This window comes from Undibacterium sp. GW821-FHT11B02, assembly GCF_058808955.1.
Map to the genome: position 1 here is coordinate 708666 of NZ_JBXASD010000001.1, position 17138 is coordinate 725803.

Annotated in this window: 12 protein-coding genes; 5 read left to right on the plus strand and 7 right to left on the minus strand. The window is 51.9% G+C overall.

Features of this window, described 5'->3' with window-relative positions; translation table 11 throughout:
* Positions 1–18: 18 nt before the first annotated feature.
* Positions 19–534 (plus strand): hypothetical protein, encoded by a 516-nt coding sequence (locus tag AC1RVX_RS03045; RefSeq protein ID WP_493215091.1) that lies wholly within the window; start codon positions 19–21, stop codon positions 532–534.
* A 17-nt stretch (positions 535–551) separates the two neighbouring features.
* Here the strand turns inward: AC1RVX_RS03045 and AC1RVX_RS03050 are convergent, their stop codons facing one another.
* Both AC1RVX_RS03050 and AC1RVX_RS03055 read right to left on the minus strand, forming a co-directional pair.
* Positions 552–1898 (minus strand): ATP-binding protein, encoded by a 1347-nt coding sequence (locus AC1RVX_RS03050; RefSeq protein ID WP_493215092.1) that lies wholly within the window; start codon positions 1896–1898, stop codon positions 552–554.
* Complete coding sequence (locus tag AC1RVX_RS03055) at positions 1898–2623, minus strand: response regulator (RefSeq protein ID WP_493215093.1); 726 nt, start codon at positions 2621–2623, stop codon at positions 1898–1900. Before AC1RVX_RS03055 ends, AC1RVX_RS03050 begins: the two co-directional genes overlap by 1 nt.
* A 363-nt stretch (positions 2624–2986) precedes the next feature.
* Between AC1RVX_RS03055 and AC1RVX_RS03060 the strand changes: the two genes are divergently transcribed.
* Complete coding sequence (locus AC1RVX_RS03060; protein WP_493215094.1) at positions 2987–3553, plus strand: Spy/CpxP family protein refolding chaperone; 567 nt, start codon at positions 2987–2989, stop codon at positions 3551–3553.
* A gap of 104 nt (positions 3554–3657) precedes the next feature.
* Here AC1RVX_RS03060 and AC1RVX_RS03065 read toward each other — a convergent pair whose 3' ends face one another.
* From AC1RVX_RS03065 to paeA, 3 genes are all read right to left on the minus strand, one after another.
* The gene (locus tag AC1RVX_RS03065; RefSeq protein WP_493215095.1) at positions 3658–5910 is read right to left on the minus strand and encodes a bifunctional diguanylate cyclase/phosphodiesterase; all 2253 of its coding nucleotides are present in this window, start codon (positions 5908–5910) and stop codon (positions 3658–3660) included.
* Positions 5911–6155: 245 nt separating this feature from the next.
* Positions 6156–7430, minus strand: coding sequence for an Hsp70 family protein (locus AC1RVX_RS03070; protein ID WP_493215096.1), 1275 nt, complete (start codon positions 7428–7430; stop codon positions 6156–6158).
* Between the two features lie 65 nt (positions 7431–7495).
* Entirely contained in the window at positions 7496–8845 is a 1350-nt protein-coding gene (gene paeA / locus AC1RVX_RS03075; RefSeq protein WP_493215097.1) for a polyamine export protein PaeA, read from the minus strand.
* 42 nt (positions 8846–8887) lie between these two features.
* Between paeA and AC1RVX_RS03080 the strand changes: the two genes are divergently transcribed.
* Positions 8888–10117, plus strand: coding sequence for an MFS transporter (locus tag AC1RVX_RS03080; RefSeq protein WP_493215098.1), 1230 nt, complete (start codon positions 8888–8890; stop codon positions 10115–10117).
* 75 nt (positions 10118–10192) lie between these two features.
* Here AC1RVX_RS03080 and AC1RVX_RS03085 read toward each other — a convergent pair whose 3' ends face one another.
* Positions 10193–11518 carry a dicarboxylate/amino acid:cation symporter gene (locus tag AC1RVX_RS03085; RefSeq protein WP_493215099.1) on the minus strand — a complete coding sequence of 442 codons (1326 nt, stop codon included), beginning with the start codon at positions 11516–11518 and terminating at the stop codon, positions 10193–10195.
* Between the two features lie 326 nt (positions 11519–11844).
* Positions 11845–13302 (minus strand): aminotransferase-like domain-containing protein, encoded by a 1458-nt coding sequence (locus AC1RVX_RS03090; RefSeq protein ID WP_493215100.1) that lies wholly within the window; start codon positions 13300–13302, stop codon positions 11845–11847.
* 179 nt (positions 13303–13481) lie between these two features.
* Here AC1RVX_RS03090 and AC1RVX_RS03095 point away from each other — a divergent pair, with 179 nt between their 5' ends.
* Together AC1RVX_RS03095 and AC1RVX_RS03100 are read left to right on the plus strand one after the other, a co-directional pair.
* Positions 13482–13799 (plus strand): hypothetical protein, encoded by a 318-nt coding sequence (locus AC1RVX_RS03095; protein ID WP_493215101.1) that lies wholly within the window; start codon positions 13482–13484, stop codon positions 13797–13799.
* 132 nt (positions 13800–13931) lie between these two features.
* Positions 13932–16850: a ligand-binding sensor domain-containing diguanylate cyclase gene (locus AC1RVX_RS03100; protein WP_493215102.1), complete on the plus strand. Its 2919-nt coding sequence runs from the start codon at positions 13932–13934 to the stop codon at positions 16848–16850.
* The last annotated feature ends 288 nt before the right edge of the window (positions 16851–17138 follow it).

Sequence of the window (17138 nt, forward strand, 5' to 3'; positions counted from 1 at the left end):
TTTTGACAGGTATTGAACTTGAAAAAAAGAAATATATTCCTTCTCTCGTTTGTCCTCATTCTGACTTACTGCCAATTTTCAGATGAAATTACCAGTCGACTAAATGGTACTGCGGTTGAACTGGTGTCCGCCACCAGGGCAATCGAAGATACATTGGCGACTCCAAACTTTGTTCATTTGCAAGTGGTGGCAGACAATAGCCTGCGCATTACGATCAGGACTATTTTTTATGATTCCGGGGCCATCGCCAAACCTTATCTGACGCTGGATAAGGGGCATGGTGTCTTGCATATCGAGATCATGCCGCAATTTCGGATATTTAATACCAAATGCGAATATCAGCGCCAACTGGTGATACAAATTCCAGCGCAGCGTTGGCAAAAACTGAGCGATCTGGCTATATACAACCACAACACCTATGAAGCAATTACCGATAATATGCCCATTGCTGATCATGCATATTTAGAAACGCAACTGCGTGAATCAGCTCAGCAAGTAGCATGGGAAAAGTTCACAGAAACCCCGTCATGCTAACTTTCAGCTAGCTGTCTTTAACTCGCCTGCAAGGGTAAAGTCAGCCGCACTTCCAGCCCGCCTTCGGACAAATTGCTGAGCTGCAGTTTTCCACCATGCTGCTGGGCGATATTCTGGGCGATGGTCAGGCCCAGGCCAGTGCCGCCAGATTCGCGTGAGCGTGAGGTTTCCATGCGAAAAAAAGGTTCAAAGACTTTGGTCTGAAATTCCGGTGGTATGCCACTGCCACCATCGCGTATCAGCACATGCATGACATCGTGAGCAGCATCTTTGCCTGCGACCAGGCTGACTTTGGCGAATTGGCCGTATTTGACCGCGTTGTCGATCAGATTGGTCAGGCAACGACGCAGTGCCTGCGGCCTGGCCATCACGGTGACGCCGGGTTGTCCCTGAAAGCTGACATTTTGGCCGGCATCGGCTGCATCGGCACAGACACTGTCGAGCAGGGAATCCAGGTCCAGCGGTTTCAGTGCTTCATTGCTATCCATGCTGCGGGCCAGATCCAGGCCCTCGCGTATCATCATTTGCATGCCGGACAAATCTTCTATCAGCTTGTCGCGCAACTCATCATCCTTGACCTTTTCCAGGCGCAGTCGCAGACGTGTCAGCGGGGTTTGCAAATCATGGGTGATGGCTGCCAGCATATGAGTACGCTGGGCGATATGTTGACGTATCCTCGCCTGCATGGCATTAAAAGCACGGGTTGCCTGCAGGATTTCTGTGGCACCTTCTTCTGGCAAGGGCGGACGGTTGATGTCCTGTCCCAGCGCGGTGGCGGCTTGTGCCATTTGCTGCAGGGGGCGCATGGACATGCGGGCAATAATGAACGTCAGTACGGCAATACTGGCCAAAAACAGGAACAGGTACTGAATGAAATCCGGCCGCAAAGGCGGCGTCGGACTGCGTGGTGGCAGCACAGTCAGGCGCAAGGTGGTGCCGTCATGCAAAGTGATACCCAGGGCTTCACAGGGCAGACGGTTGGTCTGGACATTTTGTGGTACACGTGGGCAGGATGCCGGGTCTTGCACCAGTGACGTGACACGAAAAGTCTTGCCCAGCCGTTCACTGACCGCTGCCGCATATTCTGAACGTGGTGCATGGTCCGACGTTTCAGTTGGCAATGTTGCCACTTGCAGGCCCAGGCGAGGTGCTGTTGCCAGAAAAGCTTCGCGATTGGCTTCTGGCAAGGCATCCAGTGCCAGTACCAGTTGTTCAGCCCGTTCAACCGCGTGTGAGTCACGGTATTGGGTAATGGTTTTCTGGCGTTCACCAAAAGCCAGCCACCAGGTCAGCGCTGTGGACGCAATAACGCCAAGTAAAAGAATGGCAAATACCCTGCCCCACATCGATGACAAAATTTTCATTATTCTTGCTCCACCGCGACAGTCACGGCCAGTACATAACCGCCATTTCTGACCGTTTTGATGATTTGTGGCGAGCGTGCATCTTCCCTCAACTTTTGACGCAAGCGACTGATCTGGATGTCGATGGAACGATCAAACGGATCGGCATCGCGTCCATGCGTCATGTTCAACAACTGATCACGATTCAGTACACGGTTGGGGTGATCCAGGAAGATATTCAACATGCGGAATTCTGCGCCTGACAGCGACACGACCATATCGTCCGGGCTGATCAGGTGACGGGCTGTCAAGTCCAGGGTCCAGCCAGCAAATTTAAGTTTTTGCAAGGCTTCGCCGGTATGTGGGTTGATATTGGTCTGGGTGCGTCGCAATACGCTACGTATGCGTGCCAGCAGTTCACGCGGTTCAAAGGGCTTGGGCAGGTAATCGTCGGCGCCCATTTCCAGTCCCAGGATGCGGTCCAGCGGTTCGCCGCGTGCGGTCAGCATGATGACCGGCAGGCTGGATTTGCTGCGCAAGGTACGGCACAGGGTCAGGCCGTCGTCACCCGGCAGATTCAGATCGAGCACGATGAGGTCAATTTGCTGATTTTGCAGCGTAGCCCACATGGCATTGCCTTCGGCAGCAGTGACTGTACTGTAGCCATTATTATCGAGATAATCGGCCAGCAAATTGCGGATGTCGCGGTCATCATCAACAATGAGAATTTTATTAGGTGTATCCATGGGTTTCATTATGAGCCTGGTCCGTGCTATGAAAACGAAGATTTTGTATCGGCTTGTTATGATAAGCCGATCAGGAAACAGTACGTAACATACCATTGTATGGTATCTCAGGTTGTTACACGTCGATACAAAGCAAGGGCAGACAGACATGTTTGGGTTACATCTGTCCCGCAAGATACGACCCATGTCTGAGGCAGCAATGCCGGGATCTAAGCAAGATGGAACGGGCGGCAAGTAATGAATAAACCTGCCCGTCTGATTGGGTTTAGCTCCTGAGGGTCACGTCACAGTCAGGTTGCTCGCTTTTTTGCAGGATGTACATGGCAAGGCGGCGAGTATGTTCAGTCTGTTCAGAAAGCAAAAATGATGAATACCTTACAAAAAAAATTAGCTCTTGGTTTGACGGTTATTACGATGGGAGTCGCGGGTAGCATATTCGCCCAAAGCGCACCTTCCTCACCACCTGCAGATACCCATGCTGGCCATGCCAAGGGACCGGTGGATCCCGCCAAATGGGCGGAAAAGATGAAGGAGCGCATGGCCAAGCATCAGGCAGAACTGCATGATAAATTGAAAATTACCGCTGCCCAGGAACCAGCATGGAAAACTTTTACTGATGCCATGAATCCTGGCACCATGCCAGCCCGTCCAGATCATAAAGAAATGGAAAAGCTGACGACACCTGAACGCATGGAAAAAGGCCTGGAAAAAATGAAAGAACATCTGGCGAAAATGCAGACTCGCCTGACTGCGCTGAAAACTTTCTATGCCGTGCTGACCCCAGAACAGCAAAAGATTTTTGATGAAAGCCATCGCCGCATGGCGTCCCATATGCGTGAACATATGTCGAACATGGGCGGCCACGGCGCTGACCACGACATGAAACGCGATGGTAGTGGTCATCCGCCGATGATGGACAAGAAAAACTGAGTTCCAGTTTATTGGGCTGATAGCAAGCAGACAGGCTTCGGGCCTGTCTGCTTTTTTTGAATTTTCTTGCCAATGTGCTTGTCTTGCGCCGGGTTTGCTTTCGCTTACTTCGGGCGCGTATTATTCCCCTTGGTCTTGATCCACTCGACCAGATTTTCTTCCAGCATCGGGCGTCCTATATAAAATCCCTGACCATCATGGCAACCCATGGCTTCCAGGGTTTTCCAGTGGGCTGCATGTTCTACCCCTTCGGCGATTACTTGCAGGCCCAGTTTTTTACCTAATTGGGTGATCAGTTCGGCAATGCGTGGACCTTCCGGCGTATCGATCTGGTTGACAAAGGCACGATCGATTTTCAGTCTGTCTACGGGTAGTTTGTCGAGATAACTGAGGGAAGAAAAACCGGTACCAAAATCATCAATCGCTATGGTGACACCCAGATTTTGCAACTTGCTGAGCCGGGTTTCAAACATGGCTGCACTGCTCATGGTAACTGATTCGGTAATTTCCAGTTCCAGGTTGGAAGGGGAGAGGCCGCTGTCTTCCAGTGCTTTTTCAACGACATCGATAAAATCGTCCTGGCGGAATTGTATGACGGATACATTGACGCCCATGCGTTGAGGAGCAATACCAGCTTTTTGCAACCTGACCATCATGAAACAGGCCGTACGCAATACCCAGGCACCCAGGCTGATGATGAGCCCGGAATATTCAGCCAGGGGGATGAAGTCGTTTGGCGGTATCAGTATGCCATCGTCAGTGCGCCAGCGTATCAGCGCCTCCAGACCAGTGAACTGACCTGTCTTCAAATCGACTTGCGGCTGATACATAAGGAACAGACGTTCAGTATCAAAGGCCTTATGCAGATGCTGCATCAGAGTGGCGCGCTCGCGTATTTCTATTCCCATCGAACGGGTAAACAGGGTAAAGCTGCCGCGCTGATGTATTTTTGTACGCTTTAAGGCGATGCTGGCATCTTTCAGTGGTTCTGCACCATCACCCTGGTAGCCTTCCAGCGCCACCATACCAGCGGACATGGAAACAGAGTGTGCCGTTGCCCCTATCGTAAAAGGCCGGATAAATAATTGTTTCAGCGTATCCGGGGCCAGCAAATCCTGGTCACCCAGCAAGCCAAACACATCGCCCGAGATACGGGCAAAAAATACGCTCTCCCCTAATTGCTCGTGCAAACGGTCAGCCACTGCCTTTAGTAGCAGGTCGCCGTAATGATGTCCCAGCACGTCGTTGATTTCTGCAAAATCATCAATGTCCAGTAACACCACCATCTGTGAGAGTTGGTTTTGCTCCAGCGCTATGCTGATTTGCTCTATGAATTTCAGGCGGTTTGGCAGCTTCAGTAACTGGTCGCGATAAGCGTGATTTTTGAGCTGGTTGACCAAGCTAAGATTGTCCAGACACACACCAAGATTGGCGCAGAATACTTCCAGCAGATCCCGGTTGATCTCAGACAGTGTGAAAGGTAAGTCCACATAGGCTGCCAGAGGCCGGTTGTCGCGCCCTGAAAAATACAGCGTCATGCTGTGTTGACCAAACAACGGTTCCCGCTTGATCAACACATGGCGTAAGGCTTCCTGTATTTTAGTGTTGTCAATGTCCTCAATCGGGCAGTTCATCAGTTTGCCGTAATGCCCGGCTGAGGCAATCACATTGAATATCTGAGGAGGTGTTTCTTCGTCCAGTTCATTCAACTCCCCCTGGGCGCATAGCAAGCCTTCTGGCGGGACACCACACAAGGCGGCAATCTGGGTGATGACGCCACTGGCAAAAGCCTGGATACCGTGGTCAAAGGTAAATGCAGCGCTGGAGGTGATGATCTGGTGCAGGCCACGCCGGCTGGCATCTATCGTGCGTATCAGATCATACGAGCGGATGGCGGCAGTCAGCGAAGTCAGCAGCTTCTTGCGCGTTAGTTCATTCTTGGTTTTGTAGTCATTGATGTCGTAGTCGCGTATCGCCTCTTCTTCTGGCGCGTAACCAGGCTGGCCGGTACGCAGGATGATGCGGGTGTCTATCCAACCCAGTTCGTCACGGATGAAACTGACCAGCTCCAGGCCGGCGTGTTCTGTTTCCATGACCACATCCAGCAAGACGACCGCGATATCGCTTTCTGTCGCAAATACCTTGCGTGTTTCATCTTTGGAATAGGTATGGATGAATTCCAGTGGGCGGTTCTGGATTTGTACATACTGGAGGGCGAAGCAGGTCGTACTGTGGACATCTTCGTCATCGTCGACGATCGCCACTTTCCAGGTGCGTACCTGCGTGGAATCTCCGGGAATTTCTGCCGTATCTTCGATGATGAATAGTTCGTCATCGTTGTCTTGCATATTCGACATGCCTTCTCCGGATAGAAAAGTTCATATTTCAGTCTATGGTATGTTGACATACCTTAGAACCTGCTTAAAGGTATGGCACACGCCCTAGTATAGGGTAAGTTTGTGGGAGTAACATTGGGGAAAAATTAAGTGTTTCTTTCCTGTGTCATAAACATTGTGACGAATGGTGAAATACCGACTTGAGCAGCAGAATTCATTTCATAAATGGCATTACATTTTTATTGATGAATTGAGCTTTGCCAAAGTCAGGCAAAGCGACGTGCTGCATCCAGGCCCAGACCGGCACCGATGCTGCCAAACAGATCACCCTCGACCTTGCGTGCGCTTGGCACGATGCTGGCAATTTGCTGACGCAGACCGCGCACGCCGCTGGAGCCGCCGGTAAAGAAGACGGTGTCGACTTGCTCTGGCCTGACCTGCGCGGCCTGCAGCACTGTGTTCACTGTGTCACCAATCTGTATCGTCAAATGGGCGATGGCTGTCTGCAACCCACCCTGATCCAGTTCCAGCAGACAGGGCGGGGCACTTTGCTTGCTGCGCAGTCTATCCAGTGGCAAGCTGATGGCTTGTTGATCCGATAATAATATCTTGGCTTCTTCCGAGCGGATTGCCAGCCAATGTCCGTCGCGTTCCTGCACCAGATGCAGCAGGCGCTCAAAGCGCAGGCGCAGATCAGTCGTATTGATGTCGCGATAGACTTCCTGTAATTCACGCCAGACTTTTTGTGTGTACACCAGATTGATGGTGTGCCAGGTAGCCAGGTTGAAATAATAGCTGGATGGCACTTCAATTTGCGTACCCAGGCGTCCACCCAGACCAAGCAAGGGCATGACATGGGTCAGGCTCAGGTATTTGTCGAAATCGGTGCCACCGAGGTGGACCCCACCATTGCCCAGAATATCGTCCTTGCGGTCAAATTGGCTGGCACGTTGCGGTGACAGGCGCACCAGGGAAAAATCTGAAGTACCGCCACCGATATCGGCAATCAGGACCAGTTCTTCTTTTTCTATCCGCGATTCATAATCGAAGGCGGCGGCGATGGGTTCAAACTGAAACTGCACTTCTTTGAAACCTGCAGCTCGGGCGATTTCTTCCAGAGTATCCTGGGCCAGTTGATCTGCTTTGCTGTCATCATCGATAAAATGCACTGGGCGACCGAGCACGGCGCGGTCAAAGCGGGTACCTGCCGCCTTTTCTGCCCGCTGTTTCAACTCACCGATGAATTGCGCCAGCAAGTGGCGGAAAGGCAGGGCCTTGCCCTGTACTTCTGTCTGCCCATCCATCAGACTGGTACCCAGCAGGCTTTTCATGGAGCGCATCAGACGCCCTTCGTAACCTGCCAGATAATTGCTCAGTGCGGCCCTGCCGTAAGTGACTTCATCATCCTCGACATTGAAAAATACGACAGATGGCAGGGTGACTTTGTCGTCTTCAAGCTGCAACAGGGCTGACTGGCCTGGACGATGCCAGCCTACCGTTGAATTTGAGGTGCCAAAATCTACTCCACATGCTTGCGACATGAAACTTCCTGATAAAAAACGAATAACTCAGAACACACTGCGGGGCGTGTCAATGACTAAAAAAATTATGCCGGGTGTTCAGCATCTGCGCCTGACAGACGCACCACCAGCAATTGGTCAATACGGTAATGATCAATATCGACAACTTCAAACTTGTACACTCCAACCATGACGAAATCGGTACGTTTAGGTATTTTTTTCAGCATGGTCATCATGAAACCGGCAATAGTCTCATAGCTGCCTTGCTCAGGCAAGGCATCTATATCGAGGGCGCGGCAGACATCCTCAATCGTGGTGGCACCATCTATCAGCCAGGAATTGGCATCACGTTGCACGATCTGGTCTTCCATGAAAGGATGGACCAGATTACCCATCAGCGTGCTCAGCACGTCATTGAGGGTGATTACACCGACCACCAGTGCATATTCATTCAAAATAACGGCAAAATCTTCGCGCGTACCCTTGAACTGTTCCAGCATTTCTGACAGGGTCAGTGAATCCGGTACTGCCAGGGCGGTGCGTATGGATAGCTCCTGTACTTTGGTAAACGCCTGGTTGGTCAGGACCCGTTTGAGAATATCCTTGGATTCGACATAACCAACAACATTGTCGATATGACCATCACAGACCAAAAACTTGGTATGCGGATGTTCTGCAATTTTTTGCCGTATCACTTCATCCGTGTCCTGCAAGGTAAAGAAAACGATGCTGTCGCGTTGTGACATGGCCGATGGCACAGTGCGGCTTTCCAGTTCGAACACATTGCCTATCATGTGGTGTTCGCGTTCTTGCAGCACCCCGGCCTCGGCACCGGCATCTACCATGGCATAGATTTCATCCGAGGTAATTTTTTCATTTCTTTCAGTCGGTAAATTCAGCATGCGCAATAGCAGGTTGGCCAGGCCATTAAAAACCCAGACCAGTGGTTTGAACAAACGCACACACAACAGCATGGGGCTGACCACCAGCATGGCCACCGTTTCTGGTGAAATCATGGCAATTTTCTTGGGCATGAGATCGGCAAACAAAATAAAAAGCGAAGTCACGAACAGGAAAGACGTGACGAAGCTGACCGTTTCTACCCAGCTAGTCAAGCCGATGATCGATACAAATACGCGGGAAATATAAGGTGTCAGTGCCTGCTCACCCAAAATACCACCAAGTATGGCAACTGCATTCAGGGCGATTTGCACCACAGTGAAGAAATGCCCTGGCTCCTGTTGCAATGCCAGTACCTTGGCCGCGCGGGGCTCGCCTTCTGCATCAAGTATTTGCAGTTTTACTTTACGCGCAGCAGCCAGGGAAATTTCTGACATCGAAAAAAATGCACTGATGGCGACCAGCAAGGCAATGACGAGAAAGTGATCAAACAAAGCCATATTGTCCTCTTGACGGATGTGTCTTGCGGTAATCATATACTATTGCGCTTTGATTATTTCGCTTGAAAGCTACCCGCCATGACCAGCCCAGATCAGGCCGATGCAGCCAAACCACTGCCGACCAATGTACGTTTTGTATTGATAACGGTGTTTCTGGACATTCTGGGCATAGGGCTGATTCTTCCTGTACTGCCGCGTCTGGTCGGCAATTACAGCGGTCAGGCAGATAGTCAGGCGTACTGGTATGGTGCCATCGTCGCCATTTATGGTGTCATGCAATTCTTTTTTGCGCCTGTGATAGGTGCACTCAGTGACCGTTTTGGTCGTCGCCCCGTGTTGCTGACCTGTGTATTTGGTCTGGGCCTGAATTTTTTGTTACTGACCCAGGTCACCAGCATTTACTGGATGTTGGTGGTGCGTGCGATTGGTGGTGTGACTGCTGGCAACCTGTCCGTGGCGAATGCCTATATCGCCGATGTGTCCAGCCCGGAAAACCGCAGCAAGGCACTCGGCAAGATTGGTGCCATGTTTGGCCTGGGCTTCATCTGCGGGCCAGTCGTCGGTGGCATACTGGGTGAAGCAAATATCCATTACCCGTTTTACCTGGCTGCCGCCGTATCACTTGGGAACGTGATATATGGTTATTTCTCTTTGCCTGAATCACTGCCACCAACACATCGCAAAGCCTTTCATATCACTGCGGCGAATCCTTTTTCCGGTTTGAGCGGCCTTGCTCATCTGCGCGATGTCGGCGCTCTGGTCTGGGTCTATGCACTGACCATGTTCGCCCAATTTACCTTGCAAACCACCTGGGTCTTGTCTACTGAATTGCGCTTTGGCTGGTCACCGATGCAAAATGGTTTTTCCCTGTTCATGGTCGGTATTTCCAGCGTGCTTATGCAGGGCGTATTTCTGGGCCGCTACATCAAGCGTGTTGGTGATGCCAATGCGGTATTGATAGGCCTGGCTTCTTCTGCCATTGCACTGACCATGTATGGCCTGGCGAATCAGGGGTGGATGATGTATGTGCTGATTTTATGCAATGTACTGGCATTTGCGACCGGACCAGCCTTGCAGGGCTTTTTCTCGCGTGCCGTGGATGCACGCTCACAAGGTATCGCCATGGGTTCTCTGACTGGTCTGGCCAGCATCATGAGTGTGTGTGCAACCTTGATAGGAACATCTATGGTGGGACAGGTCAGCCACTTGGCCAAAGGCAGCATTTTGCTGGGAGCCCCTTTCTTTCTGGCAGCTACGGTACAGGTAATGGCGCTGACGCTGGCAATGCGGTATTTGCGTAAAGCCTGAGAAAGTAACAGACGCAGAAACAAAAAAGCGGACTTCAAGTCCGCTTTTTTTTGTAGCTATCGCTTGTTAGAACAATTAACGCTGATTCGCCATATGTATTTGCGCCTGGTCCAGCACCAGTTCAGGATCATCTGCTTCTTCAGAGGATTCATTATTCAGGCGCTTTTGCATTTTCAGAATATCCACATCATTACCCCATTTACCAACAACGATGGTGGCGACGCCATTACCGATCAGGTTGGTCAGGGCACGTGCTTCCGACATGAAACGATCTATACCCAGTATCAGTGCCAGGCCTGCAACCGGGATACCGCCAACAGCGGACAGTGTTGCTGCCAGCACGATAAAGCCGCTACCAGTAATACCCGCTGCGCCTTTCGATGTCAGCAATAATACGGCCAGCAAGGTGACTTGCTGCATCAGGGTCATTGGCGTATCTGTTGCCTGGGCGATGAATACTGCTGCCATGGTCAGATAGATCGAGGTGCCATCCAGGTTAAAGGAATAACCGGTAGGGATCACCAGGCCAACTACGGATTTTTTCACACCCAGATTTTCCAGTTTTGCCATCATGCGTGGCAACACCGATTCCGAAGAAGACGTACCCAGAACGATCAACAATTCTTCCTTGATGTATTTGACAAATTTCCAAATACTGAAGCCATGCAATTTGGCGATGGTACCGAGTACACCAAAGATGAAGATCAGGCAGGTGGCGTAGAAAGTTGCCATCAGATAGCCCAACTGCAACAGGGAACTGATACCGTATTTGCCTATGGTGAAAGCCATCGCGCCAAAGGCACCGATAGGAGCTGCCTTCATGATGTAACCAACGATGACAAACAGCACATGTGAGAGTTTTTCAACAAAGTCGAAAATCATTGTGCCGCGACCACCGAAACGATGCAACGCAAAACCAAAGAACACCGAAATCAGCAATACTTGCAAGATTTCACCTTTGGCAAAGGCATCAACCATCGTGCTGGGAATCATCGCCATCAGGAATTCTGTCGTGGTCTGCATCTTGCCGGGACCAGCAAAGGCCGCGACGCTCTTGGTGTCCAGCGTATGCACGTCGATGTGCATGCCAGCACCCGGTTGTATTACGTTGATGACAATCAAACCGACTATCAGTGCCAGGGTACTGACAACTTCAAAGTACAGCAATGCCATACCACCGGTCTTGCCGACTTTTTTCATGTCTTCCATGCCGGCGATGCCGACTACTACGGTACAGAAGATGATCGGGGCAATCATCATCTTGATGAGTTTGATAAATCCATCCCCCAACGGCTTCATGGAAGCGCCGGATTCAGGATAAAAATGGCCAAGCAACACACCTATAACGATGGCAGTGATGACTTGTAAATAAAGGGATTTGTAGAATGGTTGAGATTTCATCCTTGGTCTCCGTTGGATGTCATTAAATCCCGCTTTCCTGAAATGAGCTTGGCGGGCAAGACGCGGAATTAATTTCCGTCGATGGCACCATTATCAAAAATGTCGCTGTAGCGCACAATTGTGGCTTTCCACAGCTTCAGGCATATGCACGAAAAAGAGACAAACGCACATATCCTCTGGCTTACTATAGCCCTTACGGCGTGTGGACCAGCCTTTCAGTCTTGCCTGAAGACAGGTCAACACGCTCTGGTAACAGCATAGTACGTAGATGGCGGCAACACAACCGCAGGCATGTTGTGTCTACAGCAGGCTACCCATCCGGGAAGTCAGGCTGCAATATGCTGTTTGAGATTGGCCTTGTGCTGGATAATTCGCCCCAGGGTACGCATGGCGTCATCCATGTCCTGGGTATACGGCATGCCGCAGTTGATGCGCAGGAAATGATCAAAACGATTTGAATTCGAATACAGCAATCCTGGCGAAACCAGAATGCTTTGTTCCAGTGCAGCGTCAAATACCGCCTTGGATGAGGTGTTGGGTGGCATTTCTACCCATATCGATACGCCACCGGCAGGCGTGTTCATGCGTGTGCCTTCGGGAAAATAGGTGGCTATGGCTTCGGCCGTTCTTTCCCTTTGCTGGGCCAGGGTGCTACGTAGTTTCCGCAGGTGGCGGTCATAGGCTGAAGACAGGATGAAGGTCGCTGCAACGATCTGTGACAATTCTTCGTTGTAGCGGGTGTGTGCATATTTGAGCATATTGACCCGGGCTTGCCAGCGCCCGCCCAGTATCCAGCCCACGCGCAGGCCAGGCGCCAGGATTTTATGCACCGATGCGCAGAAAATCACATTGCCGCTATGGTCCCAGTGCTTGAGTGCGGTCGGTATCTTGTCGCCGTCCACCAGTGCGCTATAGGAATCATCTTCAATCAGGGGAATCTGCTGTGCTTCGCACAAGGCCACCAGCCTTTGCTTGTGTGGTTCCGGCATGATGCTGCCCAAGGGATTTTGCAAATGCGGCACGACTACCACCGCCTTGATATTGTCATAGGTGCGCATCGCCAGCTCCAGCGCTTCCAGTGAGATCCCGGTGCTGGGACTGGTAGGAATTTCCAGCGCCTTCATGCCCAGGCTTTCCAGTACTTGCAGCAAGCCATAAAAGGTAGGTGATTCGACGGCGATGACATCACCCGCTTGCGCCACCGCACGCAGTGCCAGGTTCAGTGCTTCTATACAACCGTTGGTGATCACCACTTCTTCGGCAGAAATGCTGATGCCACAGTCCAGCGCCCGTTTGGCCAGTGCCGCTTTCAGTTCACGGTTGCCACCGGGCGAAATTGGCTTGGTCAACAATTCCGGATAACGCCGCAGCGTGCTGACAGTCAGGCTGCGCAATTGCTGATGCGGGTACAGTGCCGGTCCACCAGTTGCCCGCGCCAGATTGCATTTGACTGGTCGTTGGCCTTGGGAAATGATTTCTGACACCCGCTCATGGATACCGACAAATTGCGCCGGGTCGATCAGCTTGCCTACTGTCGGTTCCTGCGCCGGTATCAACCGCACACGCCGTGGTTGCCGTACGAAATAGCCAGAGCGAGGACGCGCTTCCAGCCAACCTTCGGTTTCCAGATGGCGACAAAGCTGCAATGAAGTAGACAGACTGACACCATGTACCTGCATCAGCTTGCGCACCGAAGGCATACGGTCGCCCACTTTCAACGTACCGCAACGTATCGCATTCAGGTAGTGGTCGGCCAGTTGCCGATAAAGTGGGATGGTCTGCATAGTCCTATCATGGGATGTTTAAGCTGCCCTGCACAGATACAGTTTAGACCTATCTGCACGATAACAGATTGTAAAACGATTGCCTGATACGATACAGATAGTCTTTTTCTGTGTCTGTGCGGCACGCCCGCCAGGACCTATCCTGAAAGCCATGGTTAACCATATTCAGGAGTCTCATCATGCAAATCCACAAAATCAAGCCAGGCCAACGTCAGCAATGCCTGTTAGCGGCAGGTAGCAGCTTGTTTGTCCAATCAGGCAAGCTGCTGATTCAAACCAGTCCCCAGTTTCTTGAAGGCGTGGCCTGGCAAGTCGGCACTCGGCTCAGTGCTGGCATGTCATATCAAGTAGAACGATATGGCTGGGTAGAATTGCAGGCGCTGGAGGCGAGTGAATTGGTGATACAGCAAACAGAGCCTGCTGGTTGGCGGCAGACTCTGTCGCGGGTTTTGCATAGTGTGCTGACTTATGCGCATCGGCAGCCCAAGCCAGTCTGAAATACAGGCCTGAAGAGCTTAGATGGCGGCTATCCCGCTGCGGTTGCACAACAGATATCGCGTGTTGTAATGGTTTTGTAAAGGACCTTGTTGCTACAATGAAAGCATTGCGTTTGATGGAACCGGAATGACATGCTCTCTAAACTCGTCGCGTCTGCTTTGGCCGCTCTGCTATCGTGCACAGTGCCTGCGGATGTCGTTGCTCAGCAATTGCCACTCCAGTATCTTACGCAGCAGGATGGATTAGGAAATCTTTCCGTCAGTGCCCTCACCCAGGACCACGCTGGTTACCTTTGGGTGGGCACCGATAATGGTTTGTTTCGTTACAACGGTGCAGAATTCAAGCGTTATGCACAAGACGCTGGTCTGGTGGAAACGCAAATTACTGCTGTACTAGCTGACCGGGTTGGGCGGCTGTGGGTCGGAACCCTTGATAATTTGTATCTGCGTGTCGGTGAACGTTTGCATCCGGTTATGATCCGGGAACGAGGTTTGTCAGTGAACGCCGGACAGTCACTGGCGGACCGACCTGGAGGCGGCATAATCTTGGTGAGTGAAGGCCAGCTATTTCAGATATTCGAGCAAGGGGGGCGGTTTGTAGTACAAAGATTTTTCTCCGCTATGCAACGCCAGCTCATGCCAGCATTAGATAAAATCGACAGCGTCATGTCGGAAACCGGCGGCGGTCTCTGGATGGGTTGTGATCAGTCGCTCTGCTCCCAAGGGCCGCGTGGCACAACGGTTTGGGGCGCCGATGCCGGTGTACCGGCAGATCAGTGGTTGAATTTGTACAAGGCCGCTGATGGCGTGCTATGGGTACGCGGTAAACGGCATGTCATTGTGCTGGAACCTGGCAAAAGCCGCTTCATTGATCGCACTCCACCTGGAGATGCCATGCGCAAGGTTGCCGTGGCAACCAGTCTGGCAGAAGATGTTGAGCATCGCATACTCATCAATACCGACCATGGTGTGGCTCGCTGGCAAGAGGGGCGATGGGTTTTTTGGGGTGCCACCAACGGTTTGAAGATGGGCGGTGGCGTGCCAGCCATGCTGGTTGATCGTTATCATGGACTATGGCTGGGCACTGGTGGGCATGGTCTGGCACGCTGGATGGGATATGACAACTGGGAAAACTGGGGGGGCGCGCAAGGTCTGCCAGACGACAACGTGTTTGCTTTTCTGCGTGACGAGGCGGGACGGATGCGGATAGGCACACGCTCTGGCTTAGTAATGCTGGCTAACCGTGATTCCACACGGGCTGTGCCAGTCCCTGGCTACCGGACTGAACAGTGGAGCAGCATGGCGCTGGATGGCAAAGGCCAGTTATGGACTGGTAGCTATGTCGGATCGCTGATGCGGGAGAACAGCCGCAGCGGTGTTGTGGCGCAGGTTGCCGCCCTTCCCATGATTTTCAAGCTGCTGACTGATCGTCAAGGACGCTTGTGGATTAGTACGGGCGAGGGCTTGTATGTGATTGAGCATCCCGGGACAGCAAGCCTGCCGACACGACCTGCAGGCTTGCCTGCCGCCAGCGAGCTGTTACAAGATCAGACCCGACGTAGTTGCCAAAGTAGTGATGGTACGCTCTGGTTTCTGACTGAGTTCAAGCTATGGCGTCTGCAGGGAGAACACTGGGACAGTTATACATTGCGTAGCATGCGCGATGCCGAATTTGATGGGCTGGCTTGCTCGGCAGATGGCACTCTATGGCTGGGACAAGGACCGAACGGTCTTTGGCACGCACAAGTCGACGCATCTGGTTTGGTCAAGCGCTTGCTGGCAACTCCGTTATTGCGTGACAAGACCTTGTTGACCATCCACGAGGACCGTCATGGCTGGTTGTGGTTGGGTACAGATGTTGGCCTGGTCGTCTGGAACCGTCGTGAGTGGCACCAATTCGACAGCAGCGATGGGCTAGTATGGAATGACCTCAACGCCCGCCCCGTATATGAAGACGCTGATGGCACTATCTGGCTAGCGAGCTCCAACGGTGTATCACACGTCATCCATCCTGAGCGCTTGTTTGACCCTTATCCTTTATCAACCATTGTTGAGTCGGCTGAGCGCGATGGCACAGCACTTGATTTGCACGACGGCGATCAGTTGCCATGGTCGTCCGGGGTGCTGCATTTGCGCATGGCCAGTCTCAATTATCAGCACCGCAATGCTTTGCGCTTTCGCTACCGACTGGCAGGATTGGAGCAGGAATGGACATCCACCACTATGCCACACTTGCGTTATGCGGCATTGCCGCCAGGGGAATATCGTCTGCAATATGCTGTCGAAAACCTGGATACGCTGAGTGAGTCGGCGATGCGTGAGTTGCGCTTCACTATTTTGCCGCCCTGGTGGCTGACTCGCTGGTTTATCTTGCTCTGCGGCGCCGTCGCCGTAGCGGCACTGTGGCAACTGTATCGCTACCGGGTTCGCGGATTGCATCTACGTAATACCGAGATGGAAAACCTAGTGCAGGCGCGCACGAAAGAACTGGAGGCGCGTACCCGTGAATTGGAATTGTCTCAAGAGTCCTTGCGCGAACGTGCGCTGAAAGACGGGCTGACCAAGGCATGGAACCGGGCGGCAATACTGGAAATGCTGGAGCAGGCCATTCTGAGATCACAACGTGACGCGACATCGTTTCTCCTATGCTTGTTGGATCTCGATTATTTCAAACGCATCAATGATACCTATGGTCATCTCGCTGGGGACGCTGTATTACGCGACCTGGTGCAGCGCTTAAATGGCTGCGTACGTCCCTACGATCTGGTCGGGCGTTATGGCGGCGAGGAATTTCTCGTCCTGATGATTGATTTGAACCTGGAGAAAGGCGTGACTCGGGTGGAAGCAATGCGTGCCGCAGTGGAAGCAACACCATTCGATATTGGCGAACAGCGCATGCTGGCCGTAACGGCCAGCTTCGGCGTGGCCGAATTCGATCCGACCACGCCAGTTACTGGCTTGGAGCTGGTGCGGCGTGCAGATCTGGCCTTGTATCGCGCTAAGGAATTGGGGCGCAATCGGGTGGAATATGCTGGCGTGGCTGATTCGTGACCTTATTGCCTATCACTAATTACTAGAACTCATTTCATAAATACCTTCGAAGCAGAATCATAGGAAAAGCCAAATGTTGAAATCTGCCCCTATTTTTATGAAGGGATTCTTGTAAATTTTCGATTGAAACGCTTCTGGATTACGTATGTTACGTGCACGAAAACAGTAACATTGTATTCGGTTAATTCACATGGGTGAGTGGTGCAAAGCATGTCATTGCGCATTGACTCAAAAGACACGATGGCATGTTGGAACAAACGTGCGGTGCAACAGTAAATCTGATCCTGG

Coding starts and splice junctions, on each gene's coding strand:
- AC1RVX_RS03055 (WP_493215093.1), bottom strand. CDS start 2,623: ATGGATACACCTAATAAAATTCTCATTGTTGATGATGACCGCGACATC.
- AC1RVX_RS03060 (WP_493215094.1), top strand. CDS start 2,987: ATGATGAATACCTTACAAAAAAAATTAGCTCTTGGTTTGACGGTTATT.
- AC1RVX_RS03050 (WP_493215092.1), bottom strand. CDS start 1,898: ATGAAAATTTTGTCATCGATGTGGGGCAGGGTATTTGCCATTCTTTTA.
- AC1RVX_RS03070 (WP_493215096.1), bottom strand. CDS start 7,430: ATGTCGCAAGCATGTGGAGTAGATTTTGGCACCTCAAATTCAACGGTA.
- AC1RVX_RS03090 (WP_493215100.1), bottom strand. CDS start 13,302: ATGCAGACCATCCCACTTTATCGGCAACTGGCCGACCACTACCTGAAT.
- AC1RVX_RS03065 (WP_493215095.1), bottom strand. CDS start 5,910: ATGTCGAATATGCAAGACAACGATGACGAACTATTCATCATCGAAGAT.
- paeA (WP_493215097.1), bottom strand. CDS start 8,845: ATGATTACCGCAAGACACATCCGTCAAGAGGACAATATGGCTTTGTTT.
- AC1RVX_RS03100 (WP_493215102.1), top strand. CDS start 13,932: ATGCTCTCTAAACTCGTCGCGTCTGCTTTGGCCGCTCTGCTATCGTGC.
- AC1RVX_RS03095 (WP_493215101.1), top strand. CDS start 13,482: ATGCAAATCCACAAAATCAAGCCAGGCCAACGTCAGCAATGCCTGTTA.
- AC1RVX_RS03085 (WP_493215099.1), bottom strand. CDS start 11,518: ATGAAATCTCAACCATTCTACAAATCCCTTTATTTACAAGTCATCACT.
- AC1RVX_RS03080 (WP_493215098.1), top strand. CDS start 8,888: ATGACCAGCCCAGATCAGGCCGATGCAGCCAAACCACTGCCGACCAAT.